Here is a 25,099-nt window from a genome sequence, read left to right on the forward strand (position 1 = left end):
TCAACCACTCCCCGCAACTAACAATTTGAAGTACTTGGATACGCCGATCCACCACCCGTTATCTGCAGCATAATAACCACGCGGATTATCTTTCGCCGACAACCACTGGATTGGATTTCTTCCGGCCGGAAGATCCTGAGATAGCTTAATGATCGTATTCGCCGCAATCTGCGCAGCCTCACCGGTTGAGATTCCCGCACCTTTCCCCTTGCACCAGCAGCCAAACACATTCCACGGATTGCGGATAATTTCCGAGGCGTGGTTATTGTTTCTCGGGACAAACGACTGCTCTTGACCGGTAATGGCAATCAGCAGATAGGGAGAGACATTCTTGGTGCGTCCCGCATTATCAATCATTTGCAGCAGATTATGATCCGCCAATGCTGATTTTCGCTTCTCCAAAAACTGCATCACATATGGAATGTTCAAAGACCGGTACCCCAGCTCAATCGGCAGTGTAGGCAGCTCCGTACCTGGAGTAAAGACATACTCCAAGGGATCAACCGGCACTCCCGCTGCGTTCCACTTGAAAATGCAAATGGGGGCCAGTAGAGCGTCCGACAATACCCTGTCCAATTCTGCCAATTAACTGTCCTTTGCTCACCACATCGCCCACCGCTACGTTCATCTGAGCAGATAAATGCCCGTAGGTGGTCACTAGCCCATTGCCGTGATCGATCCTAATCGCCTGACCATACCCACTAGCTGCTCCAGCGAGTGTCACTGTCCCTCCAGCCATGGAATAGATGGGCTGTAGCTCCGTATTTGCAGCACCGTTGGCTATATCAATCCCTTTGTGCATTCGGGTGGTGCCAAACAAATCACGCAGAGCAAACGTTGAAGAGATCCGGTCAATGGTCGGTACCGGCCAGACATATGCCGTTCCGTCCACATCTAACTGTACGGGGGCCATCGAAGCATACTGGCCTGCTGATTGTGGCTTATAGCTGTCGGCATCGGAAAAGATCATGAATGGCAAGAAGACAAACATTGCCACCAATGCAGCCAATCCAAGAAAAATCAGCACCAAACCGATTCCGGGGGAACTGAGCGCCGAGAGCAGCCCGATGATTTTCTTCATCTCCTTGGCCTTTTTACTGACTTCCACCTGTTCCCCTCCTCTATCCTGCGGTTTTCAGTCCCCGCGTTTTGTACAGGACATGTTCTTCCGGAGGGACATGCATGATCAGTTCATCGTAGCGTTTGTGGTTCTCTAGGATGTAGCGCTGCGTGCCTTCATTCTGCGTAATGAGATCCTGAATCTCGCTGGGCAGATCCGCGTGGGAGGAGAGTAAACGTACTGCAGATTGCTCCATGTAAAAGTACACGCGCACGCTGGTGTTCTCCCACATGCCTACCCCGGCAGCGGTATCCAGCATAATCGCCGGAGAATTGCCTGCCAGGATCATCATGCCGTTCTGCTTGCGAATGGCTGTATACCAGGTGAAGACATAACTGCGCAGCTCCGGATTTTGCAGCTGTCGCTGACCTTCGTCCACCAGCACGGCAGAAAAGTCAGCTCCGGCAATTTTGAGCAGATGAATGTTGGCATTGACCTGTTCAAAGGCCATCGACATTTTGATCTGTGCTTGCTTCGCCGATTCATCCTTCTTGGACTCATCCTCCTCGCCGGAGCCGACCCGGTAGACAACCAGCGGTGCTTTCTGATCAAAGCTGGAGGCCTCTTCGATTTGGAAGATATCATCGTAGATTCCTATGAAATAGATTTTGATTTTGTCATACAAACTTTTGGCATCGGCATTGCTGTGAGCCGCCTCTTCAATTTCTGCGAACACGGCATGAATGGTCGGCTTCGGTCCGGTCGGTGCATTCCAGGTGTCCGGCTGCTGCTTCTCGATCCCTGCCGCACGGTAGACTCTGCGAATGGCTTCGCCCACTTCAAAAATTTCCGGACGGGTTAAATTCTCCCCGAGCAGCGAGAAGGTGCGCACGCCGCTTTTCTCGGCCATCTTGTACCGGGAGCGATTATACTGTGCACATTCCTCATCAATCTCCGTGATGGCAGGCATGATTGTAAGTGGTTCAAAATAACGTCCTTCTTCGGTGGTATGGTCAATATACACGCCGCCCACATAGGCACAGAGCTCCCGCCATTCGCCGTCCAGGTCAAAGACAAATACATGCACGCCTTCTTCCAGCAGCGAGACCACCAGTGCCTTCAGAAAGTAACTTTTGCCTTCGCCGGTCTTGCCGAACACGGTCACATTCTGCGCCCGGGGATCATCCGGATCACATAGATTCACAAAACAAAAGCCGCCGTCCTCGGTCCGGCGACCAAAATACAGTCCTTCACTATCCGAGAACGAGCCTCGGGTCATGGGGTAGGTGCGTGCCGCGACTGAATCTGTCGTGACCCGCCCATAATGCGTCTTGTTGAAAAATTCACTGTGATCACTGTAGGGGTCAAAGGCCGGGGATGTTTGCCGCATCGCCTCTTGCTGCTCACGCCTAAGTTCACTGAGCTTCCCGGACATGTTGTCGAACCACAGCTTCAGCCCTGCCTCTGCCGCCTCGATCTGATGTAATTTCGGTGCAGATAACGTTAAGAAGGTCTGCACCTCCACCAGCTTGTGATCACTGGACAGCGTGGAATCCCGCAAGGCTAAGATGGTCTCCTTCGCGGCAATCTCTGCATTCCGTGCCGGGTCCGTTTCACTCTGATCTTGAATACTGGCCGTCAGCCGGTTCAGCTTGTACTTCATCCGGGTATTGAATTTGATATCGCTTTGCGCATACCTTATCGTCTTGCGTAAGGTGGCACCGGCATGCGTAACGATGCCATCCAGCTGATCCAGATACCCGGCGATGATCTCTGGCGGATACTCTTGAACCATGAGGACCCGCACATAATGGCCGGTCTTCCCATCCTTGCCGTCCACCATGTTCACCACCAGTTGCCGGGACTGCTTCTTCCATTGTTTAACTAACCGCTTCGTATGTCTGAGCAGGCTCATGATTGGTCTCCTCTCTATTTCCGTGGATGTTCAGTAAGCTACGCTTCTCCGGATCAAGCGCCAGTGGCCGGCCCTGATACAAGCTGTAGGCTGCCGATGGAATGTACGGATAAACCGCCGTATAGGTCTGCTGATACTGCTCCTTAAGCAGGGAAGCCATCCGGGGAGCCATGTCCGGGGTACTCTGGTTCAGCCAGAATTCCCCTTCCCAGCGCGGGGCTGCTTGAGTGAAGCGCAGCCAATGGTGGTAATCACAATCGAGCACTGCAATGGTACGATACCGCTGCATTAGTGCCTCCCGTTCAGGGTAGTTCCAGGGGACCTCCGCAATGACCAGTTCGTCTTCCGCTGCCCGGTGTTGAAGCAACTGCTCCACTTCCTGCAAGGTGGGATAACGTGTAGGGGTAAACAGTAGCCAGTCAGCAGCCTTCCCGGACCAGCTGTCCCAGGCTTCAAGCTCCGAAGGTTGCTGCAGCGGATTCAGCATCGTCCGGGTTCCCTGATCCGGCGATAGATCCAGGATGCTCACGGCAGTACCGGATAGACTTACCGCTACCCCAAGATTCGCAGCCAGAAAAGACTTGCCGCTGGGTATGGGAGAGGTCAGCAATATAATCCCTTGAAGTTGACTTACTCCTGGTGTAGACGGTACGTTTTGTAGAATTCCTGCTCCTGTTCGCTCATTTGTTGTGTGCTCTAACGTAGCTGCTGGAGGTTCAACCTTTCGGGCTCTAACCTTCTGCCAGCCCGCGCGGAATTTCCGTATCCACCTGGCAAGCCAAGGGGAACACTCCGTACTCCAGGTTGCTCGAAGAACGGAGAATCCATGTTTACCACCTTGCAGCCATCGGGCTATAGGCCATTTCCCGAGCTTCAGCGTGTTTCGCCAGGACGACCCTGGAACCACATCCTCGATCACCAATGGTCCGGGGATCTTGTCCTCCTGAACGCCCGGCATGGCTTCATCCCCCGCGTGGTCTTCCACCGGTGGATCGTCCTGAATGAACTTGACTAGCGATGGACTGAATAACGAACGCTTTTCATCTGGTGCTTCGCCTTGCGCTTCCAGTACTCCCTGCTCTAACTCCTGCTCATTTAACGGGTCCGAGTCTTCGGACACTTCATATGGGCCGGGTTCAGCCCATGAGTCTCCATTCATCTTCCAAGCCTCCCATGCAGTGCGGTCCCACCAGCGTCCCACAATCTCAGGCAACGAAAATCCGGATAATAGTGATGTGCTATGCCCACCATGTGAAGTCAGCGTATGGAGCACACGATCCTTTTTCTCCTGCAGCTCACTTAGCAGCCGGAAACGTTTCAGCGCGTCCGGATTCAGCTCTGCTGGTTCATCTGCCCGTTCCCTGATTTTGATTTTCGATTCCGAGGTCGTGAGGGTCAGCGTATATTCACTGCGCAGCGCCTTTCCGTCTCCGGCCAGCCGCTCCCACATCTCGATACGGTTCAGCTTCATCGCCTGGATGCCTGGACTCTTCGCCGGATGGTTTCGTTTCTGATTCCACAGCTCCAGGCGAACATCCGGGATCTGCTCCGCTGAGATTTGTGCCGAGAAGCCTTCCTGCACCATGGCACGCAGAAACTGTTCAAAGCCGCCGATCCGCGTCCGTTTCTGCGCATACACCGCCGTTTTCCACGGGGATGCCGATAACGAAGACACTACATGCAAGGTTCTCCCGCTGCGGTAGAGCCAGCCATCTTCCTCCACGCCAAGAAAGGAACCGAGGTCTTCCCCGGCTCCTTCCTTCTTTTGTTGTGCATCATGCATGTAGCGCTTCAGACGATACGGCCACTTGAGCCATTGCCCCAGTGTGCTAGTCATGAAGATGGCTACGATCCAGGTCATTTTGAATACCACCGGAAACGGAAGTAAAAAGGGGAAGCCCCCGATCACGAGCGTGGTCCCTACGATCCAACCGATATCTTTAAGCGACAATCCTAGAAACTCTACATCCTCACGGATATCGCCCATAAAGCTTGCGCGCAACAGCTCCTCTTCCCGTTCGTGCTGTTCCTGATCCATTATTTCACCTGCCCTTTGGCTTTCGCTTTAGCTACATCTTGAGCTTTCGCCGGGTTTGCTTGTTGACTTTCCTTCATCCGCTGCCGCTCATGGCGATGTAACATTTCTTTCTGCAGTTGTTCAAAACTGCCCATATCCAGACCATCCAGAGGCGGTTGTCCATAGTTAACCGGCACACGGTCTTTAATGACATAGACTGCGCCATCTTTCGCACGCCAGTAAGGTATGCGGTCTTTCCGGTAGCTCTCATATTTCTTCTGAAATTCACTGTAATGTTCTTCGGGAATGTAGGCATGGGATTCATCTTTAGCCAGCTGCAGCACTTCTGCCAGCTCCTCTACTGTACCGGAACGTTCCCAATCCGCGATCATGCTGGCCGCAAACCGGGAGTGACGCGGAAAGTTCACCCGGATCTTCCGGGTCGTCTGGGCCAGCATCCCCTCAAGCACTTCCGTAGCCTCTTCCAGATGATCATCCGGCAACCATAACACATCCTGCTCCAGCAGCAGGTCTTTGACCCAAGGATATTCATCGACACGTTCCTGCAGCGCGTGGTAGGCCGATGCAGCCTTACCTTGAGGCAGCTTCGCCTGTGTGTAGAGGGGTAAGGCTTCTTTAATCTGTTCTGCTGCGTGTTCCGCCTCCTTGGAGTCGGTGAGTAGTGATATCTGTGCTGTACCATTCAGATCCACGAACGCTCCATCCTTATACATCCCCTCACGGACCGCAGAGACATCGAATCCTTCCCGCTCCAGTTGCGGCAGCATATCTAGGGTCGGCCCGGCCAGAATCAATTCACCGGTGCGCTCATCCCACTGCACATCTTCCTGGTATTCCTTCTTCAGGGTACTTAGCTTCTCTGTCAGCAGTTTACGCTGGGCCACAGGAGCCTTTAACAAGGAAACGCTGCGGAACCCTTCGTCTCCCAGCACCTCTGATATATTCAGCGCCGAAGATTTGATTTCCGACTCTCCAAATTCCAGTTCTTGCAGAGCATCCACATGGATCTGACCGCCCTCTGAAAGCCATTCTTCCGGCTCATGATAGGCGATGCCCTGCACTGATTCAGATAACCCGCCGCTGAGTGAGGAAGCCAATTTGTCTTTGCCTACACTACGCTGAGTACGCATCCGATCTGCTGCTTGCTGCATCCGCTTACTGGCTTCCTGCATGCTCAGTGCCTTCTTCTGTACGCCTTCCGAGCCCATCCGCTTGCCCATGGAATCCAGAGATGTTGACGTCCGTTCTCCCCATTTCCCCACGGAATCAAGTACCTGTGCTCCGTTCAGTGTCACCGGATGTTGCACGGCTCTCATCAGGGGTCTTAACCAGAAAAAGAAGAAGAACACGAGTAACGTCAGCGCACTGAGAATCGCAAAGATGATGGGCGGTATACCTAACGCCGCACAAAACCCTTCCCCCTCGCCGTAATCCGTCTGCATTTTCACAAAAACCGCCCAATGCAAACCGCAGATCAGACCGACCAGTAGCGTCCGCAGATAGAGATTGGCAAACCCAAGCAGCGTCTCCATTTTCCCGGTATAGGCCGATTGCGTAATCCACAGATTGACCAGGATCGCCATAAAGATGAGCACCAGCGTCTTGAGTACAGCAACCACATACAGGGGCAATACGACCAGTAACAAATAACTGAGCAGATTAAAGATTCCCCCGCTGGTGGATACGGTCAGTTCACCGAGGGTTTGGGCGGCATACGCGGCATCTGTAATTCCATCGGCACCGACTATCATCGCTTTCAGAATCTGCTGTCCCTCTAAGCCTTCATAGGCAATACCGCTGGTGCCGATAATCCCCTCGAACATTTTGCTGGCAATCCAGTTGATGCCGACATTGGCGATATTCAGCGCCGTGAGCGAGAAATACGTGGCGACAAAGCAAACTAAAAAGACCTTGAGCAAACTGCCCAGGTCCTTTTTGCCTTGAATGATTTTAAAGGTTAACCACGAAATCCCGATAAACAATAGCACCAGACCAATGATCATAAACAGTGACCAGCCTGACTGCACCAATGCGATTTCCGCAATTTGTGGCGTGAACAAGTAACTTTGAGCAAAGGCATCATAGAGAGGAGACATGAGCTCATCCACCAGCAGAACAACAAGCCCTTCAATCGCATCCTTGATCAGCTTGCCGGACATGAGATCCTTGAACGATTGAATCATCTCATCCACTTTTTGAATCATATCATCGACCCAGCCGGGAATGTACCAGCTTGTTTCACGCTCCGCAGGTACTTCTGTGTTTGACGGTGCCGTGGTCGGATTGGGCAATGCAGAAGCGATTTTCACACCTGCTTGTTTTATAGCAATGGCTTGGCTTGGTGATGCTTGAACCGTTACCGTCATCAGATTGCTCGTGAAACCAAGCAAAAGTAGAATTAGAACTGCCAACACCCAGAATCGTTGTCTCAACCTCCCCACCCCCAAATCTCCATATAATCGTAAAACTGTGACAGCAGGGTAAATACCGAGCCGGTCATGAATAACAGAATCAGCCCGAGCGCCACCGCCATCCGCTTCCAGAACTTTGGGTCCTTCAAGCTTCTTGCTCCCCGGCTAACCGAAAACAGGAACCCAAAAAATCGGATCAGCCAATACGCTAAGGCCAGTACACAGAGTATCGTCCCTGCTGCTCCCGCCAGAACCAAGAACCAGTTCAAATCATCTACCACCCCTGGGTCAACGGTGTACATTTTTTTCATTTTCGAGATATAGTCGTTGTCTTTCATCATTTAGCCACTAGGACCAGTTACGGTACTGATCCACCATCTGGATGAACGTTGTTGTTGTGCCTCCGATATCTTGCTTAGAGGTCCAGTTATAGATATTTTCCAGGAAGCTGAAGAAGGCACCGCTGATGAAGAGGAATACAATAAATACAAGCAGACCTGCTTCAATCCAAAACCACTTATCCTTGATGGTACCCTTACCGGTACTGATCTTGACCAGTTTGATAATGACTTTAACGATAACAAATACTAGTGTGGCTATTGTCAGTAAAGAGATTACGAGTCCAATCGGTGTAAATACAAAATCCAATCCATCGAGTACCTTCCAGTTAAATTTCATTTTTTCTTTGATTTTGGTAATCGGATTGTCATCGGCGTAAGCCAACATCGGCAACATAAACATACTAAATAGGACCATCATGATGAGGGTCCCGGTTTTTCTGATTTTCATATTATTCTTCCCTTCTATTATCAGTAAAATATAATCAGCCAAAGTGCGATACTACAGAGCCAGCAGCTTCTTGCGATCCACCGCTCTACTGCCCCGCCATTTCGCAGCAGATTCAGTGCTACCTTCATCCGGGGGATAAGCACGGACCGAATGCCCTCCACCGTTACCGCATCCCCCGCCAAATGCGACCACCATCCTGCCAGCAAGCCTAAGCCCAGCGCCTGGAACAGAACCGGCTGAGTCGCGGTAAAAGAGACTACGCCCAGGCTCAAGGCACCGGCGAACTCCGGACTATGGATAATCCCGCGATGCTTGACGAAAGGCATCACCAGCAAAGCAACACCGGCAAACAGCGTGAGCCAATGCAGGCTGTAACATTCATATCCGGCAAGCAGTAGCAGTCCAAGACTGCTTAAGAGGAGCATACGTAGCCGAGAGGCTAGGGCAAGAATCAGCCCTGCTGCTGCCCATAGCCAGGGCATCGGCTGCTGCAGGATAAACCACATGATGCCCATTCCCAGCGATAGGACGGACAATCCTTTCAGTTTCTTGCGTGTCTTCGCGGAGAACTGGAGCTTATTACTCACGGTACTGGTCTTATGGTCCAGATCCGGCAGCAGCCCGCCGATGCCCGCAGCGGCAATCAAGACTGCAGCAGGTAGGATGGAAAGGGCAGGTATAACATAGAGCACTGCGGAACCAGCCAGAATCGCCATTCCTATATGTCCTTGTCGATTCATTTTGATTTCACCCCCTTTCCGGAACAGCACAAAATACCGCTTCAACGCTTGAAGCAGTTCGGGTCTTGCAGTGATTAAATTAAATTCCGTTAGAAAAACCGGCCAAGCCCCCGCTTTTTCTGCTTTTGCAAAATCGGAGATAAAAGGCCTTCCAGCAATTCATCTGTATCCACCTGGGGATGAAACGGATCTGGATGATTCGGAACGGCAAAAACGGGCCTGCCGCTTAAGCATCCCGCCACCATTTCCCGATTGGGTTCGTTCGCCAGTGGCAAAGCAATTCGCCAGTATTCCTGCGGCACTCGGCTATGCTCCCGGCAGAAGGAGATCAGTTCCTTCACTCGCCATTCACTGCCTGAACCGACCAGGACCGGTACGCTGGCTTGTACAAACAGTTCAGCCTGCTTGCTGCCCTGTAAACTCCCTAAGTCCAGCACCGTAAAGCGATAGTCGCTCATCAGCGACCCGATCCAGTACTCGGATACCTCTGCCTTATAGAGAGCCACATTATTCAATTCATAACGGGGATGATCCGAGAAATCGCCTTCCTTAATATATTCCAAGAAAGAGAAACACGGATGATTCCCGCCTTCCCACAGCGCTACTTTGGTCTTTGCGTACCGGGCTAAATAGTGGGCAATGAGCAGCGCTGTATGCGTGCTGCCAGCCCCTTCATACACACTGCCTACCGCGATAACCACTCTTTCCCCTGTTCGGCTGAAGTTCATTTCAGGCATTGTGAAATGTTGAGGTTTCGCCTCTATCAGATGATGAGCTTCGAGCAGCTTCTCTTGCCAGTTCCCGTTCAGCCATACGTCCGAAGCGCCCAACGCGGTCCAGCTTCGTATTGCTGTCGATGATAAGCTAGATGCCTCACTGATCACGACAAACTTTACGGGGATCTCTTCCGCTAACGGTAAGAGGCTACGAGCCTCATCCTCATGGATTAGGACGTATTCCGGCATCAGGATCAAGGCGCTTTCTTTGACTTCTTCAAACGTACCGCACACATGAAATTTAAAATAGGGATTACTGATTTCTGGCTCTACGCCAACAAGTACAATATGCAATGATGTCCTACCTCCTCTGAGCAATATGTCTACTATATGATCATAGCTCAGGGAGGCAAGCCGAACGTGTGAAGAATGTTCTGAAAAAGTATGGGTTGTGGGTAAACTATGCCCCTTTAGCACAGCAGCAGTACATGAAGAGATGAGGCCCACCTCTCAGCGGAATTAAAGGTTCTCATGACAAAGAAAGAACAACGTCGTCGTGAATAGACGTCTAACTGGCCGGATAGGATTTAACTATAGTACAATCTTCTTCCATACCTTTACACAACAATGATATAATCCCATCATGCAATTACAATGACGAGGAGTGTTAGCCATGGAAGTAGAACTCCGCCGCTGCATCATTTGCACCATTCCAAAGCCAATTGCTGCGTTTAACAAAGAGCACGTAATCCCCGAGGCGATTGGCGGAAGAGTTGTCATCTATCACGTCTGCATAGATTGCAACAGTACCCTGGGTGAACAAGCAGATCACCATCTGACAGACAACCTTCTCATCCGAATGTTTCGAAGTGAACACCAGATCGGTGGTGCGCCCAACCCTTTCCCGGAAGGGCGATTAATTGATGATCCCAGGCAAATCGTCTACACGGAAGTAAAGGATGGCGTGTTTGTCCCAAGGATACGCGTGCAAAAATTAGAAACCGACAATCCCGGTACTATCCAATTCACTGGGGAGGCAAATAATCAAAAGGCGATAAAGACAGCTGTAGACAAGACGTTTAAACGCAATAACCTTCCCCCGTTAACCGATGAAGAATTTAACGAACGGTTAAGTGAAACGCCCATAACTGGAATGACCGTCAATTTTACCGTGGACAGCTTCTATTACGCGCGAGCTCTGGAAAAGATTGCCTATGAAATGACGTGGAAGTGGTTAGGAGATTCGTATATCGATGATGAACTCGCTCCAGCGATCCGCCATTTTATTCGTTACGGCGAACCGGATTCGGATTGTTCCTTCATCCAAATGTGCCGACTTTTATCCGAGGATGAATCTGCTAAGATCTTCGTCCCGACTGATCATACCATCATCATTGAATTTTCAAAAAAGTCCATTACATGTACAGTTTTAATCGCAGATATTTTCATCAGCAATTTTATTATGTCACACAATCCTGAAGCTTACGCACTCGGATTCGGCACTGCCTACCTTACGAATAACGCGGTGAATGGAAGAGTACTTGAAAAACGAGTAGACTCACTTTATTAGGAACTGAGCCTGCAGATCCTATTTGACTTCTAATTTGCAGGCGCAACTTAATCACTTCTCCTTCTCTGAAAAATGATAAGCTGCCCGGAGACAGCTTTTTTTCAAAAATCCACTAATACTCGTTATGCAAAACAAGAGTACCATCTGAGAAAACTTCAATCCCCTCCCCAGAGAATGAGGTGAAATTAAATTCCATTCGTAGACCTTCGAGATTATTAGCAGTTAATAATCTCCAGATTTTTTCTGATATTCCAAACTTAATATTTCTATAAAAACTGTAAGGGTGGAGATAAAAACTTAGATAATAATATTTCAGGTATTTTAGATCAATAATTAAATATGTTTCATCATTATGAACAAATGTCTCTAAAGGCTTTTCTAGAGTAAGAACCTCATCTGATATCAATTGAAGTGAATAGTCAAATAATCCCAACATCGAAAACCAAGAAGCGTAATGATATCTTAATAATTTTTGATCATCAAAGTTTTTTGTCACTTTTTCCTCAATGGGGTCTGAAAATCCAATTGTAGTATCCCATGTTCTATTCGAACTTGAAAACCAGACTCCAGAGGCAAAAGTTCGATGTACATTTATCGGAATATTATTGCTCGATATAAATTGTCTTGCGTTTTCGCATTGTTCTAACCCATCCTTCAGAACAGCCTTGAGATTGCTACCGTAGTTCTTAGGATGAGATCCTTTAGATTCTAAAATTGATACTACAGTTGAACCAAATTGACTAATGATGAAATCCGGCGCTCGCCCTTTGTAACAAGCTGTTGAGGGAAACCTCGATATGTATCCATCAAAATCAACCACTAATGGGTAATTAAGAAAATCTTGTACAAATAAATAATTTATAGCTTGGGCCAATTCACCAATTCGACCAGTTAGTGAAAAATCTCTATATTTCCCTGATATGTTAGTAGATAAACATAAATTTCCCCCTCTTGAGTCTACTATACTTTGAATGTTAAAAAATGAACTTAATGATTGAAAAAACAAGTCTATATTAGTTGGGTCTTTAGATAATATGGTTCTTGCCATAGCGACTGAAAGACGCACTGATGAAATAACCAGCTTATTTTCATTATTATTTACTCGTTGTAGATTCGCATATTTTTTTCTAACCGATACACAATCGTATTCAATTATTTGAACTTCTTTATTACCATATATAAACACATTGACCTCCTTAAATCCCTTTGTGAAGAATATATAGAACTCATTAAAATTTTCATTTGGCCTCTTCAAGACTATCACTTGCTGCAACTTCTTCCATACCTAAATTAACCTCTTGCAAGCTTGTTCCCACATTGTAAGGCTGAAATTGATTTCCTATTGGCTCTGGGCTCCCCTTCATCATCATATAATAGTGTGCTGCATGTCCATTTTTAATGAAAATATCTCTGAATACTATTAAATATTTTTGTATTAAATCGCTACCATCTCCTACATATAAATCTTCACTAATAAAGTGAGATCCATCATTTATCCATGATATTAATGAACGACATACCATTTTCCCCTCATGATCAAATTTATCTTCTAGGACATCTAAATTAATGTCGCCGAAAAATTTAAAGTAATTTTCTAAAATCCTTCTCATGCTGTTTTGAATAGAAACAAAACTGAGGCTAGCAGATTCTCTTATCTCTGACCATAATAGTTCATAAGATGTCATAATTGGATTTTGAGAAAACTTTTTCATTCTAGATATATTGTTATCTTTTCTTACAATCCAGTAAGTTCCTTCACCAAAGCTTCTTGAACCTTTGCTAAAAGAGGCTTCTTTATGAAAGTATATATTATGAGTTAGAACAAACAATTGCTTGATTTCGGATCTCCCTGCGTGAATATCAAACATTATTTCACGGACTAAACTACTTACGATAAAAAGAACACTACTATCCAAGATAGATATTGGATCATCTATTACTACTACTTTATCGGTCATAATTTCACTTATATCATTACTCCCTTTCAATAATTGATAGAAATAAAGAAAGGTTATAAACGTCTTCTCTCCTTCACTTAATGTGTCCTTTGCATCCTTACCATCTTCTCGGACTATTTTGTAGTTCCCCTTCTCAGTTGCAGATGCTAGTCTAAAGTTTTTAAAACCAAATAAACTTAAATATCTATTTATTTCAACTACTGAATGTTCAACGCTCGTTATTTGTTGTTGTTTTTGAAGTAATTCCGTTTCATATTTATTTTCATATTCTTTTTTCTTCAATATACCCGAGTTTATATCTAAGAGTAATTTATCCGATGCTCCTATTTTTAAACTGTATTCATTTAATCTATCCCTTAATTGCTCTGTTATATAGCGCCACAAGTCTATTGATAAACTTTGACGTTCAAATTTTATATTTGTCATTCGTTTATTATGTTGTTGTATCTTTAGAATCGAATCATTTATTGATTCATTAATTATTTTAATAAGATCTGATATTCTAACCAGTTGAATAATTCTACTTGGCTCTTTTATCTTTTGTTCTATGAGCAACTTGTTTTCTTTACTTCGAGATTTAATGAGATTTAGGATACTATTAATTTTCTCAACATCAATATAAGGATTTTTGTAATTTTCATTACAAAATTTTTCAATTTCAGAAATTGATTCATCTATATAATTAGTCAAATATGTAGAATGATTCTCTAATTTCAAAACACTTTTTTCGTAAGAATCATCAAAATATGAATTTATCTTTTCTTCAAAATATTCAGGTAATTCTTGTTGACACAATGGACAGATTCCTTCGGAATGTATTATTATTTGAATACCTTGCTTAACCCAATCGCTTATTCCTAACTTTGATATAAGATATGCTACATCAACATCTTCCTTACCAATAATTTTAGTAACTATAAATAGGATCGTATTCAATATCCATGTTAAACTCAAACATTGTTGGTTCTTCAACTAACTCCACTGTTCGGTTAAATAAGTCTTCCTTTATAGACAGGATTTCATTTAATGTTTTTAAGGGAGTACTTAAGTTTTTTGAACTTTCATCTAAGCACTTTTGCATAAATTTCTCTTTTGAATTTCTAAAACCCTCAATTAATTCTTTGAAATCTGAATCGATGCTGCTCTTTATTCTCCAACATGCTTCCCTAAATTCATCAATAATAACAATTCTAGCTCTCTCTTTTTCTTCAAAGATTGTTATTTTCTTTTTAATATCTTCCTTGTGTTTTATTATTGTTTCTTTTAAAATTGCGATTTCCGTCTGTAATTCGACAGATTCCTTCCCCAAAGTAAAAATACCTTTAATAGAGTCACTCAAAAAATTCTCACTAATGAAATTTCGATTATAAACGCATGTTGTCATTTCATTTCCATCAACCCATTCAATAGAACAACTCGGGAAATGCCCTGAATTACGTATGAATTCGGATAAGGTTGTTTTGCCAGAACCATTATTCCCAAAAATAAAATTAATCCTCTTAAAACCCTCTAATGTGACTCCCGTCGAATCATAAGTTGCAATTTCCTTAAGCTTAATTGTTTTTATCATAATATCCCCCCCATTTGAAATATTCGTTAATTAATTGTTTTATCCTTTAATTAATTACTCATATTCCCATAAAAAAAGAGCTACAGTTCAGTAGCTCTCAATTTGTTGAGAATAGAGATTCATGTATTCCCGCTAACCTCCAACCGTTCCATAGAAACAGCATACCAACCAGGTTCCACCTCAAAAGCATCCCACCGCCGTTTAAGAGTCTCTGCTGCATCCGGTACTACTCCGCTGCCTGCAAAGAAATCAACAACATATTCGCCTTCCTCACTACTGTTCTCAATGATTCGCTTCATCATATCTATCGGCTTCTCTGTAGGATGAATCGTTTGATTCCCTGGAATACGTGGGATCTGCCATACATCCGTCTGACTCCGGGTCCGTATCCGCCGAACGTTCTTCGTACCTTTCACTGCCATAATGATAAATTCATGCTGGTACCGGTATTGCCATCCAATGCCCATATTCTTCTTATCCCACACAATACAGTTTTTGATCGTAAACCCGGTAATCTTAAGCCAGCGAGCCATATCCGGATATGTACGCCAATCGATAAAAATGTAGACATGGCTGCCTGGTTTCAAAATGCGATAGGCTTGTCTCAGCCAAGCAAGACAAAATCTGCGGTAGTCCGGAAACGGCAGGTTATCATTGGGGAAAATATGAAAACGGGGTTTCTTGTTCTTGGTCTGATTTGTTCCTCCAAATTTCAAATTATACGGCGGGTCGGCAATTACTAAATCTACAGTTTCATCTGCAATTACTTTTTGAGCACCTTCTATACAGCTATCCAAATATAACATTTGAAGCCCTCCCCTGGTGTAATGGTTCCAATGGTTATATACGGATGAACAGGAACATAAGTTCCTATTTTTTTATTCAAGATTACTTTCATATTCTTTCACTCTACGATAGAATGTAGGCTTCTTCATGCCGATCCTTCTCATCGCTTCCGTTGCAGTATACTCGCCGGATTTCCACGCCCCATATGCTTCAATGAATGTATTATCAATCTCATGTTTGGGTCGACCAAAAGTAACGCCTTCCGTCCGGGCTACCTCAATGCCTTCCGCCTGCCTTGAACGGGTCTTCTTCCGTTCCTGTTCCGCCACGTATGCCAGGAGGCTAAGAAACTGATCCTCCATAACCTTTCCGAAATCTCCCATGGTCTTAAACTTTCGGGAATCGAACAGTATTTCGTTATCCAGGCATACAATGTCTGCGCCGATCTCCCGCGTGATGTATTTCCATTCTGTAATGATACCGTCATAGTCTCTACCTAGCCGATCCAGGGCATCCACATAAACCAGATCACCTTCCCGCAGCATGAGCCGCATCGCCTGGTAGCGTGGACGATTAAAATCTTTTCCGCTCTGTTTATCAACAAAAACAAACCGTTCTTCAATCCCTAATTCCCGGAATTTCAAAAGCTGACGCTCTACATTTTGCTCCTTTGTTGAAACTCTTCCGTATGCGATCTTCAATGGGACCCCTCCTAATAGAAAAAACGTCTCAAATGATCCCTTGAATCACTGAGACGTTCCAAAATTGATTTTATGGTCTTTTGAAACGAACTAATAACCAGTTATTCCGCTGTCTCAAAAAGCATGCTTTTTGGAACTGTTCCTTCATTTATATTTAGAAGTCCATTAAGATTCTGGAACTACTTTATAATAAACCGCCTCAATACTCCCCTTAATTGGAAGGACACAGGCTCCAGTTTTTTTAGACTGGAAATTATTTTTCTGGCCTTATCCCCCTCTATTTCTTCAAGTGTTGTATAACATTCAAACCGTTTTCCCATACCGTAATTCCCGTATACACAGCGATCTTTATTTCAATCACTCCTCGGTTATTATGATGTTGTCTTTGCCAGCGTAAGTAACACGAGCGATTTTATTGTCTGCATCTTTTATCTTCACGGTGTACCTATCGACTAGCTTGATTTCCAGTAACTCCGTTACGAAACTTGCTTCCAGCCATTTCAGAATATAAAACTGCTCTAAGGTTTCAGCTTTGATCATCTCGAATTCTCCCTTGGCTTTATGTGTTTACTGATCAGTGTCTTCGTACTGTACATTAAATGTTTTATGACAAATCCTAAATATGGTATAATTTCCTAAAATACAGCGCTATTTCACCTGCCATATTGTTTGGGTTACTGGTTAAAATAGCTTCATTAAGCTAACGGTTGGACGGTTATTATTATCCTTACTCTGGTTATGTTACTTTCAGGGAAATGAGGTGTCTAGATTGGGATCTAGGATAATGCACTACTGTATTACTGTGCAACTTGCAGAGAAGTTAAAAATCAACTCAGAGTTTTTACATCTCGGTGGACTTGCTCCAGATGCTATTAGTTCTAACGATCAATCAAAAGACAAATCACATTTCATAACACCTAAGGAAAATGGAAAGAAACGCATCAACTTAGGCTTGTTCTTAGAGAAATATGGCGATCGGATGCACGATCCATTCTATCTTGGATATTTCAGTCATTTGGTCGCTGATTATTTTTGGTACGACTGCATAATGGTAAAATACTTCAAACCGCTTAGCATGGAGGATCGTCGGAAAGCAGGAGAAATCGGTTATTTGGATTTTTGGATATTAAATGCAAAGCTAATTCACCACTTTAAATTAACGGAATGCAAATTGACAATTGAACAAAATGAAATGGACGTAATTGATATGCATGCATTATCTGGTGTTATTCATCAATTTGAAGCTGATTTTATAGTTGACCCTATTGCGGAACATTCACCGTTGGGACTATATTCTTTTGAAGATATTCTCTCTTATCTCGATTGTTCAGTTAAGGAAACAGTTAGTAGATTAGAAGAAATCAACAGAGAGACAAAGATCTAAGTAATACGTTGAGTCCAACAACATATTTTAGGGTGGGCTGTGTTTTTCATCTGACTATCCTTCATTACTGCGTAATATGCGTCAACCATACATCAAATCGTTCCTATTGAAACGTCTGTTTATAATCCTTGGAATCGAATTTACCCGTTTCCCGATCAACAGCGACCAGGCCGATATCCGTATGAAAAACATGGCATCGATCATTCGAATGTGCATAATGGACTTTTTTATAATCTGCCTCCGTTAATACACGACACAGAATCATTTGTTCAAACAGCCCCAGCTGCATAATTCACCTCCTCATCCGTTAGGATTTTCGCAATCTAGCGTAAGGCTTCAAACTGCCAATCCACCGCTCTATGATCAAATTGCCGAACTGCTGCTTCGATTACTGCACGTATCGTGCATACTTCCGGGGGCTTACCATCCCAGCCTCGATCATAGTTGGCCAGACGTTTACTGAACTCTTTTTGCCGATTCGGATACACGGTCAACCGACTCATTCGACCTTCGGATATCCCATACGAGGATGGCTCAGAGAATACATGTGCTTGTACATAGAGACCTTGCACCTCTCCTTCAAAGACGTCCCCTGCGTACAGGGGACGTTTGTGTTCCAGTGGCATTATTTTTTATCTCCTTTTTCAAAAGATGAGCATACGTACATTTGAGATAATCATCCTCATGTACAAATCTGAGCATTTGCGCAGCATTGAATACGGGACAATCAGATTTCATGCGACTCATCCTTTCTGTCCTTGAGTTGAAATCCATTCGAATCCTGAACAATCTCTAGATAATCCGCAGGGACTGGGCTAGTAAAATAAGAGCAGTTTTCTTCACCTGATAATACTTCGCTCGGTACCAATTGAATTTGTTCATGAGGTATTCGTCTAACTCTTCCTCCCGGCAAAAATACTTTGCTTGAATCAGCAGCTGCCACTTGTGATATCATTCATGACTCCTCAGAAAGCTACATAACGAATCAAGCCAACTTACATATTCGCGCTTATTACAATTGGGATGGCGACTGCCATACGGAATCGGGGTTACTGGCTGAAGACATCATGAGTAAGGTGTCCATGCGGAGTAAGGTAAATGCAAACGAACAGAAAGAAATGCAGTTCTGGACCATTGAAGAATTCACTCAATTTCTGTAATCCTCGAAGCATCATGTTCATTACATTGCTTTTTCATTAGCCATATATACTGGAATGCGGCGAGGTGAAATTCTGGGGCTGCGGTGGAAAGATATCGATTTTGAGAAGAAAGAGCTGAAGGTTATTCAGACAGCGAACTGGACACGAGATGGCTTGGTGATCCAGCGGGTCAAGCTCTTTCAGAATATTATTGACGATCTTCAGGAGCGCTATTCACAAATCGAAGCCTACAAGAAGGATTACGGAGAAGCCTACGAGGACAAGGACCTGGTATGCTGTTATCCCGTAGGAGGTTATATTAATCCGAAGCAAATCACAGAGGTAAATCCTAAGGTTGCCTCCGAACGTTTGAGAATGACTTCAGCGATGTTTAATGAGAGGTACTCACATCTGTTACCAATCATGCAAGAAGAGGCCGTTGACAGAATTGAAAATGAACTCAATAAATTCGCAGAAAAGCAGCTTCAACCTGGGGAATGAAAGTCTCCGTTAGCAAATCCGTTAGCAAGCTTAAAAATATGGCCTTTCCCCAATCAAACATATTCGTTACAACGAGTCTATTAACAGCAAAAAACCCTTACTAGGTAAGGGTTTCAGTGAAGTGGGCCCTACAGGACTCGAACCTGTGACCAATCGGTTATGAGCCGACCGCTCTAACCAACTGAGCTAAGGGCCCGGACTAGGATATCCGTATTATACGAGTGCTGTTCGGTGTAATAAGGTAATTGCGGGGGCAGGATTTGAACCTGCGGCCTTCGGGTTATGAGCCCGACGAGCTACCGGGCTGCTCCACCCCGCGTCAGTTAATAATTATTCAAACAGCGACAATAGATAATATACAATATATCCATGGATAAAGTCAAGGATGATTTTGGTTTTTATAGCTAAGGCAGAAAACGAACTCCATAACGCCCCTTGCGCGAACGGTATATTTCCACAAAACTCGGATCATGATAGCCATAGATCCAGCCGTCCTGCTCCAGTCTTTTGGCAAGGCAGCCCGCTTGAAATCTGGTCCTGAATAACTTGGCAAAATAGATCCAATTCATGATACCCTCTTCTCCTTCATCACAATAATATTATGTCCCGGTGCTATTTATCATGCCCAGTTTTGCAAGAAAATTAGAGGATTGCTTCGCCGAGCGGATGGCAATTTCTGGCCGTATTTAGGTGACTGGTTGAAGGATAACGCTGGCCTGGTGCAGATTAAAGGGTATGGAGTCTAACAAATGAGTTGAGAACAGGAAGAGAGTGTGCAGTTAATTATAATAAGCAGTTGAGGGGAAACAGTTGGATTTTGTACACTTGCTTGACTGGAAATCGTCTCTTCAAAGGAAATAATTGCATTTAGGTCATCTAATTCTGGCGGTATCTGCGTTGAGCCCAAAAACTAATTAATTAAAGCAATAAAAAAGAAGCCCATCCCCCAGCATAGGGGGACAAAGCTTCTCCACATCTTCTCATTCTCTACGCTTACCTATTCTCTACGTTCCCTCAACCGATCCTCTGCGTCTTCTCCTAAGCCCTACACGCCGAACGCAGCAGGGTCCTGGCGCCAGGATTGCAGCAGCGCTACATCGCTCTCAGCAATCTTGCCTTGAGCCAGCGCAACATCGATGAGTGTGCTGTAGTTGGACAGGCTCTGGAGCGGAAGCTGTGCAGCGGCGAATGCTTCTACCGCGCGGTCCAGCTCGTAGCTGAAGATGGCCAGGACGGCCAGCGGGAGGCCGCCTGCTTCCTGTACGGCCTGCGCGGCCTTGATGGAGCTGCCGCCAGTGGAGATCAGGTCCTCGATCACAACGACCTTCTGGCCGGGCGTGATCAGTCCTTCGATCTGGTTCTGCTTGCCGTGGCCCTTGGCTTTGTCCCGGATGTAAGCCATCGGGAGACCGAGCTTATCGGCCACCCAGGCCGCATGCGGGATACCGGCGGTTGCTGTCCCCGCAATCACCTCGGCGTCCGGGTAGCTGGTTCTGATCAGCTCTGCGAAGGCCTCCGCAATGTAGTTGCGGACAGCCGGGAAGGCCATGGTCAGACGGTTGTCACAGTAGATCGGCGATTTGATGCCGGAGGTCCAGGTGAACGGCTCCTGCGGGCGCAGGGCTACGGCTCCGATCTCCAGCAGATGACTTGCGACCTGTTCACTTCGATTCTCTAATATGCTCATGCTTGGCTCATCTCCTCAATAATAGTCAGTGCTGCCGCACGCGGATCTGCCGCTGCTGTAATCGGCCGGCCCACTACCAGGTAGTGGCTGCCTTGGCGGATGGCCTGTCCGGGCGTCATAACCCGGGACTGGTCGTCCAGTGACGCCCCGGCAGGCCGGATGCCCGGGGTAACTGTACGGAACTCTGGTCCGCAAGCTTCGGCAATCACCTCGGACTCCTGCGGGGATGCTACAACTCCATGCAAGCCAGCCTCCGCTGCAAGCTTGGCGTACCGTACCACCGCATCAGTCACTGTTCCGGCTATGCCGATTTCGCGGTTCATTACTTCCTGGCTGGTGCTGGTAAGCTGGGTTACCGCGATAATCAGCGGCAGTTGCAGCGCTGGCTGAAGGCTGACGGCCCGGGCTGCCCCTTCCACCGCAGCAGCCATCATGGCAGCCCCTCCGGCGGCATGTACATTGAACATATCCACACCGAGCTGGGTCAAGCTCTCCGCCCCGCCCCGTACGGTGTTGGGGATATCATGCATTTTGACATCGAGGAATACCGAATATCCGCGCTCCTTCAGCTCCCGGATGAAGTCAGGACCCGCTGCATAGAACAGCTGCATGCCCACCTTCATATAACAGGGGATGCCTTCGAGCTGTTCGATCAGCGCCCGTGCCTGGTCTGCATTCGGGTAATCCAGGGCGACCATCAGCCGTCCGGCCATTTCCTTACGCTTTTCTGCTTGTAGGGTGTTATCAGGTTCGTGTTGTTGCTGCTCTGCTGTCCCGTCCATTCGCTTACCTTCTTTCCTGGTCAAAGTGGTCTCCTAACCAACCCTTTCAAGGTCCCGGGCATAGGGGAACGGTCTGCGTTAACGCAAACCGTCCCTGTAGCAGCCTGTTACAGCTGCCTAACCCTCTATCTTATTGTCCGACAAAAGCAGGCATCGGCTGGGACGAGAAGTTAATCGTCTGCAGCATTCTCAGCAGCGCCGTTACCGTATCGAGCGAGGTCATACAGACGACACCGTTCTCTACCGCTTCACGGCGGATGCGGAACCCGTCACGCTCAGGCGTTTTGCCCTTGGTCAGTGTATTGAAGACGAAGTTCGCTTGACCGCCGCGGATCAGATCCAGAATGGTCGGCTCACCCTCATCCAGCTTGTTAACGTTCATGACGTTCAGCCCGGCCTGCTCCAGCGCCGCTGCTGTACCGCCGGTAGCGATGATTTTGTAGCCCATAGCATGGAAGCCCTTCATCAGTTCAACCGCTTCAGCCTTGTCTTTGTCGGCTACGGTTACGATGATCGCGCCGGTAGCTGGAATCTTCATTCCTGCACCGATCAGGCCTTTGTAGAGCGCCTTGGCGTACAGCTTGTCGCGGCCCATGACTTCACCGGTAGATTTCATCTCCGGTCCGAGCGTAGGCTCTACTCTGCGCAGCTTGGCAAAAGAGAACACCGGCACTTTTACCGACACATAATCGCTCTCCGGCCATAAGCCTTCCGTATACCCATCTTCCTTCAGCTTGCCGCCAAGGATGATCTTGGTTGCCAGATTCGCCATCGGGATGCCGGTCACCTTGCTCAGGAACGGAACCGTACGCGAGGAGCGCGGGTTAACCTCAATGACATACACTTCATTCTGATAAATGACGAACTGGATGTTGACCAGTCCGATGGTCTTCAGTTCCTTGGCGATCTTAATGGTGATCTCGGAAATTTTCTGCTTCAGGCCTTCATCCAGATATTGCGGCGGGTAGACTGCGATGGAGTCACCGGAGTGAACCCCTGCGCGTTCCACATGCTCCATAATGCCCGGAATGACAACCGTCTCTCCGTCGCAGATAGCGTCCACTTCCACTTCCTTACCCAGCATATAGCGGTCGATCAGCACCGGATGCTCCGGATTGACTTTTACCGCTTCAACCATGTAGCTCAGCAGCTCTGTGTCGTTGTAGACAATCTCCATGGCGCGTCCGCCCAGGACATACGATGGACGAACCAGCACCGGATAACCGAGTGACTGCGCCGTTTCGACGGCTTCATCGATGTTGATTACGGTCTTGCCTTTAGGTTGTGCGATATTCAGACGGGCCAGCAGCGCTTCGAACTTCTTGCGGTTCTCGGCTTCATCGATGCTCTCCAGGCTGGTACCCAGTATATTCACACCTGCAGCAGCAAGCGGTGCAGCCAGGTTAATCGCGGTCTGTCCGCCAAACTGTACGATAACTCCGATCGGATTCTCCTGGGCAATTACGTTCATGACATCCTCGAAGAACAGCGGTTCAAAGTACAAGCGGTCAGAGGTATTGAAATCCGTAGATACGGTCTCTGGATTATTATTGATAATTACAGCTTCGTAGCCAGCCTTCTGGATGGCCCATACCGCATGTACCGTGGAGTAGTCGAACTCAATTCCCTGGCCGATACGGATCGGACCGGAGCCGAGTACAATGACCTTCTGCTTATCGGAATGAATGACCTCATTCTCTGTCTCATAGGTAGAGTAATAGTATGGCGTTGAAGCCTCAAATTCTGCGGCGCAGGTATCGACCATTTTGAAGACCGGAACCAGTCCTTGCTGCAGACGCAGCACACGCACTTCCGACTCCTTGGTGAATGCCCCGCCTGGACGGCCTTCGGCACGGATCTCGGCAATCGCCCGGTCTGTGAAGCCCTTACGCTTGGCCTGATACAGTATGTCAGCAGACAGTGTCTCTTCGGCACGGATCTCGTCCTCGAAGCTCACGAGCCCTTCGATCTTGGAGAGGAACCACCAGTCCACATTCGTAATATCCTGAATCTCCTGCAGCTCATAGCCGCGGCGGAAGGCTTCCGCGATCAGGAACAGACGCTCATCATCCGGCTTAGCAAGTCTATAGCGCAGCACACTCTCTTCAAGCAGCTCCGCTCCCGGCAAGCGGAAACGGTGGACACCGATCTCCAGCGACCGGATGGCCTTGTGAATCGACTCTTCAAAGGTACGGCCGATCGCCATCACTTCACCGGTCGCCTTCATCTGTGTACCCAGCTTGCGGTTCGCCGAGATGAACTTGTCGAACGGCCAGCGCGGGATTTTGCTGACGATATAGTCCAGTGTAGGCTCGAAGCAAGCGTAGGTCTGGCCGGTTACCGGATTGACGATTTCATCCAGCGTATAACCGAGGGCAATCTTGGCCGCCATCTTGGCAATCGGATAACCGGTCGCCTTCGACGCCAGCGCCGACGAGCGGCTTACACGCGGATTCACTTCAATGACGTAATACTGATAACTCTGCGGGTCCAGCGCGAACTGAACGTTACAGCCGCCTTCAATATTCAGCGCACGGATAATCTTCAGTGAAGCACTCCGCAGCATCTGATATTCACGGTCGGACAGCGTCTGGCTCGGTGCCACAACGATACTGTCGCCCGTATGTACGCCAACCGGATCAAAGTTCTCCATGTTGCAGACTACGATACAGTTGTCGTTCGCATCACGCATAACCTCATATTCGACTTCCTTCATACCGGCGATGCTCTTCTCGACCAGACATTGGCCGATCGGGCTGTAACGGATACCCGCCTTGACGGTCTCGCGCAGCTCTTCTTCGTTGTCACAGATCCCGCCCCCGGTTCCGCCCAGCGTGTAGGCAGGACGAACGATCAGCGGATAGCCGATTCCGGAAGCGAAGCCCATAGCTTCTTCCACACTGGTGATGATCGCGCTCTCCGGCACCGGCTGATCCAGCTCACGCATCAGCTCGCGGAACAAATCGCGGTCTTCTGCTTTCTCGATGGATTCGAGCTGGGTCCCCAGCAGCTTCACGTTCTCCTTCTCCAGGACTCCGGCACGGGCCAGTTCAACAGCCATGTTCAGTCCGGTCTGTCCGCCGAGTGTCGGCAGCAGTCCGTCCGGACGCTCCTGACGGATAATACCAGTCACGAATTCCAGCGTGATAGGCTCAATGTATACTTTGTTCGCCATATTGGTATCGGTCATAATCGTCGCCGGGTTGCTGTTGATCAGCACGACCTCGACGCCTTCTTCTTTAAGGGCCTGGCAGGCCTGTGTGCCTGCATAGTCGAATTCGGCAGCTTGACCAATAACGATCGGGCCGGAGCCGATAACCAGAATTTTTTTGAGTTTATTGTTCTTAGGCAT

Annotated in this window: 25 protein-coding genes and 2 tRNA genes; 3 read left to right on the top strand and 24 right to left on the bottom strand. The window is 47.3% G+C overall.

The genetic code is table 11. From position 1 onward, the window contains the following. The 9 genes from ACFSX3_RS19460 to ACFSX3_RS19500 form a co-directional block, all read right to left on the bottom strand. A complete protein-coding gene (locus ACFSX3_RS19460; RefSeq protein WP_209988161.1) occupies positions 1 to 495 on the bottom strand; it encodes a hypothetical protein in 495 nt (164 codons plus the stop codon). A 4-nt stretch (positions 496 to 499) separates the two neighbouring features. Continuing rightward, positions 500 to 1,108, bottom strand: a complete 609-nt coding sequence (locus ACFSX3_RS19465; protein ID WP_379313164.1) for a M23 family metallopeptidase — start codon at positions 1,106 to 1,108, stop codon at positions 500 to 502. Positions 1,109 to 1,121: 13 nt separating this feature from the next. Continuing rightward, positions 1,122 to 2,975: a TraG/VirB4 family ATPase gene (locus ACFSX3_RS19470; RefSeq protein WP_209988157.1), complete on the bottom strand. Its 1,854-nt coding sequence runs from the start codon at positions 2,973 to 2,975 to the stop codon at positions 1,122 to 1,124. After that, on the bottom strand, positions 2,941 to 5,013 hold the full coding sequence (locus ACFSX3_RS19475) for a hypothetical protein (protein ID WP_209988154.1): 2,073 nt from the start codon (positions 5,011 to 5,013) through the stop codon (positions 2,941 to 2,943). Before ACFSX3_RS19475 ends, ACFSX3_RS19470 begins: the two co-directional genes overlap by 35 nt. After that, on the bottom strand, positions 5,013 to 7,445 hold the full coding sequence (locus tag ACFSX3_RS19480) for a hypothetical protein (RefSeq protein WP_209988151.1): 2,433 nt from the start codon (positions 7,443 to 7,445) through the stop codon (positions 5,013 to 5,015). The genes ACFSX3_RS19475 and ACFSX3_RS19480 overlap by 1 nt, the downstream gene beginning before the upstream one ends. Continuing rightward, complete coding sequence (locus ACFSX3_RS19485; protein WP_209988148.1) at positions 7,442 to 7,765, bottom strand: hypothetical protein; 324 nt, start codon at positions 7,763 to 7,765, stop codon at positions 7,442 to 7,444. The genes ACFSX3_RS19480 and ACFSX3_RS19485 overlap by 4 nt, the downstream gene beginning before the upstream one ends. A gap of 7 nt (positions 7,766 to 7,772) precedes the next feature. Beyond that, positions 7,773 to 8,213, bottom strand: a complete 441-nt coding sequence (locus ACFSX3_RS19490) for a hypothetical protein (protein WP_036691411.1) — start codon at positions 8,211 to 8,213, stop codon at positions 7,773 to 7,775. 20 nt (positions 8,214 to 8,233) lie between these two features. Further along, on the bottom strand, positions 8,234 to 8,953 hold the full coding sequence (locus ACFSX3_RS19495) for a metal-dependent hydrolase (protein ID WP_209988145.1): 720 nt from the start codon (positions 8,951 to 8,953) through the stop codon (positions 8,234 to 8,236). Between the two features lie 89 nt (positions 8,954 to 9,042). Further along, the gene (locus ACFSX3_RS19500; RefSeq protein WP_209988143.1) at positions 9,043 to 10,023 is read right to left on the bottom strand and encodes a hypothetical protein; all 981 of its coding nucleotides are present in this window, start codon (positions 10,021 to 10,023) and stop codon (positions 9,043 to 9,045) included. A gap of 319 nt (positions 10,024 to 10,342) precedes the next feature. Between ACFSX3_RS19500 and ACFSX3_RS19505 the strand changes: the two genes are divergently transcribed. Continuing rightward, entirely contained in the window at positions 10,343 to 11,239 is an 897-nt protein-coding gene (locus tag ACFSX3_RS19505) for an HNH endonuclease (protein ID WP_209988140.1), read from the top strand. Between the two features lie 112 nt (positions 11,240 to 11,351). On the opposite strand, the gene ACFSX3_RS19510 is transcribed toward ACFSX3_RS19505, so the two are convergent. The 6 genes from ACFSX3_RS19510 to ACFSX3_RS19535 all read right to left on the bottom strand — a co-directional run bounded on the left by ACFSX3_RS19510 (position 11,352) and on the right by ACFSX3_RS19535 (position 16,794). Beyond that, the gene (locus tag ACFSX3_RS19510; protein WP_209988137.1) at positions 11,352 to 12,425 is read right to left on the bottom strand and encodes a hypothetical protein; all 1,074 of its coding nucleotides are present in this window, start codon (positions 12,423 to 12,425) and stop codon (positions 11,352 to 11,354) included. 52 nt (positions 12,426 to 12,477) lie between these two features. Continuing rightward, positions 12,478 to 14,169 carry an AAA family ATPase gene (locus ACFSX3_RS19515; RefSeq protein WP_379313168.1) on the bottom strand — a complete coding sequence of 564 codons (1,692 nt, stop codon included), beginning with the start codon at positions 14,167 to 14,169 and terminating at the stop codon, positions 12,478 to 12,480. Beyond that, complete coding sequence (locus ACFSX3_RS19520; RefSeq protein ID WP_209988131.1) at positions 14,105 to 14,767, bottom strand: AAA family ATPase; 663 nt, start codon at positions 14,765 to 14,767, stop codon at positions 14,105 to 14,107. Before ACFSX3_RS19520 ends, ACFSX3_RS19515 begins: the two co-directional genes overlap by 65 nt. A 119-nt stretch (positions 14,768 to 14,886) precedes the next feature. Further along, the gene (locus ACFSX3_RS19525; RefSeq protein ID WP_209988127.1) at positions 14,887 to 15,573 is read right to left on the bottom strand and encodes a DNA-methyltransferase; all 687 of its coding nucleotides are present in this window, start codon (positions 15,571 to 15,573) and stop codon (positions 14,887 to 14,889) included. 72 nt (positions 15,574 to 15,645) lie between these two features. Then, positions 15,646 to 16,254: a recombinase family protein gene (locus ACFSX3_RS19530; protein WP_209988124.1), complete on the bottom strand. Its 609-nt coding sequence runs from the start codon at positions 16,252 to 16,254 to the stop codon at positions 15,646 to 15,648. Between the two features lie 357 nt (positions 16,255 to 16,611). Then, positions 16,612 to 16,794, bottom strand: coding sequence for a hypothetical protein (locus ACFSX3_RS19535; RefSeq protein ID WP_209988121.1), 183 nt, complete (start codon positions 16,792 to 16,794; stop codon positions 16,612 to 16,614). 244 nt (positions 16,795 to 17,038) lie between these two features. On the opposite strand from ACFSX3_RS19535, the gene ACFSX3_RS19540 reads away from it, so the two are divergent. Further along, positions 17,039 to 17,638: a hypothetical protein gene (locus ACFSX3_RS19540; protein ID WP_379313171.1), complete on the top strand. Its 600-nt coding sequence runs from the start codon at positions 17,039 to 17,041 to the stop codon at positions 17,636 to 17,638. Between the two features lie 103 nt (positions 17,639 to 17,741). On the opposite strand, the gene ACFSX3_RS19545 is transcribed toward ACFSX3_RS19540, so the two are convergent. The 3 genes from ACFSX3_RS19545 to ACFSX3_RS19550 form a co-directional block, all read right to left on the bottom strand. Beyond that, entirely contained in the window at positions 17,742 to 17,927 is a 186-nt protein-coding gene (locus tag ACFSX3_RS19545; protein WP_209988115.1) for a hypothetical protein, read from the bottom strand. A gap of 34 nt (positions 17,928 to 17,961) precedes the next feature. Beyond that, on the bottom strand, positions 17,962 to 18,264 hold the full coding sequence (locus ACFSX3_RS33320) for a DUF7678 domain-containing protein (protein WP_449290228.1): 303 nt from the start codon (positions 18,262 to 18,264) through the stop codon (positions 17,962 to 17,964). A 101-nt stretch (positions 18,265 to 18,365) separates the two neighbouring features. Then, positions 18,366 to 18,593, bottom strand: a complete 228-nt coding sequence (locus tag ACFSX3_RS19550) for a hypothetical protein (RefSeq protein ID WP_209988560.1) — start codon at positions 18,591 to 18,593, stop codon at positions 18,366 to 18,368. A 229-nt stretch (positions 18,594 to 18,822) separates the two neighbouring features. Between ACFSX3_RS19550 and ACFSX3_RS19555 the strand changes: the two genes are divergently transcribed. Beyond that, complete coding sequence (locus ACFSX3_RS19555) at positions 18,823 to 19,278, top strand: tyrosine-type recombinase/integrase (RefSeq protein ID WP_379258652.1); 456 nt, start codon at positions 18,823 to 18,825, stop codon at positions 19,276 to 19,278. A gap of 122 nt (positions 19,279 to 19,400) precedes the next feature. Here ACFSX3_RS19555 and ACFSX3_RS19560 read toward each other — a convergent pair. From ACFSX3_RS19560 to carB, 6 genes are all read right to left on the bottom strand, one after another. Further along, positions 19,401 to 19,474: transfer RNA gene (locus ACFSX3_RS19560), tRNA-Ile, on the bottom strand. 49 nt (positions 19,475 to 19,523) lie between these two features. Then, a tRNA-Met gene (locus ACFSX3_RS19565) sits at positions 19,524 to 19,597 on the bottom strand. A gap of 85 nt (positions 19,598 to 19,682) precedes the next feature. Continuing rightward, positions 19,683 to 19,847: a hypothetical protein gene (locus tag ACFSX3_RS19570; protein ID WP_167347621.1), complete on the bottom strand. Its 165-nt coding sequence runs from the start codon at positions 19,845 to 19,847 to the stop codon at positions 19,683 to 19,685. A gap of 476 nt (positions 19,848 to 20,323) precedes the next feature. After that, positions 20,324 to 20,965, bottom strand: coding sequence for an orotate phosphoribosyltransferase (pyrE, locus tag ACFSX3_RS19575; RefSeq protein ID WP_209988112.1), 642 nt, complete (start codon positions 20,963 to 20,965; stop codon positions 20,324 to 20,326). Further along, the gene (pyrF, locus tag ACFSX3_RS19580) at positions 20,962 to 21,678 is read right to left on the bottom strand and encodes an orotidine-5'-phosphate decarboxylase (RefSeq protein WP_209988527.1); all 717 of its coding nucleotides are present in this window, start codon (positions 21,676 to 21,678) and stop codon (positions 20,962 to 20,964) included. Before pyrF ends, pyrE begins: the two co-directional genes overlap by 4 nt. A gap of 199 nt (positions 21,679 to 21,877) precedes the next feature. Then, positions 21,878 to 25,099 carry a carbamoyl-phosphate synthase large subunit gene (gene carB / locus ACFSX3_RS19585; protein WP_209988109.1) on the bottom strand — a complete coding sequence of 1,074 codons (3,222 nt, stop codon included), beginning with the start codon at positions 25,097 to 25,099 and terminating at the stop codon, positions 21,878 to 21,880.

Origin of the sequence: Paenibacillus rhizoplanae (assembly GCF_042684125.1) — a bacterium.
Taxonomy (GTDB): domain Bacteria; phylum Bacillota; class Bacilli; order Paenibacillales; family Paenibacillaceae; genus Paenibacillus_AQ; species Paenibacillus_AQ rhizoplanae.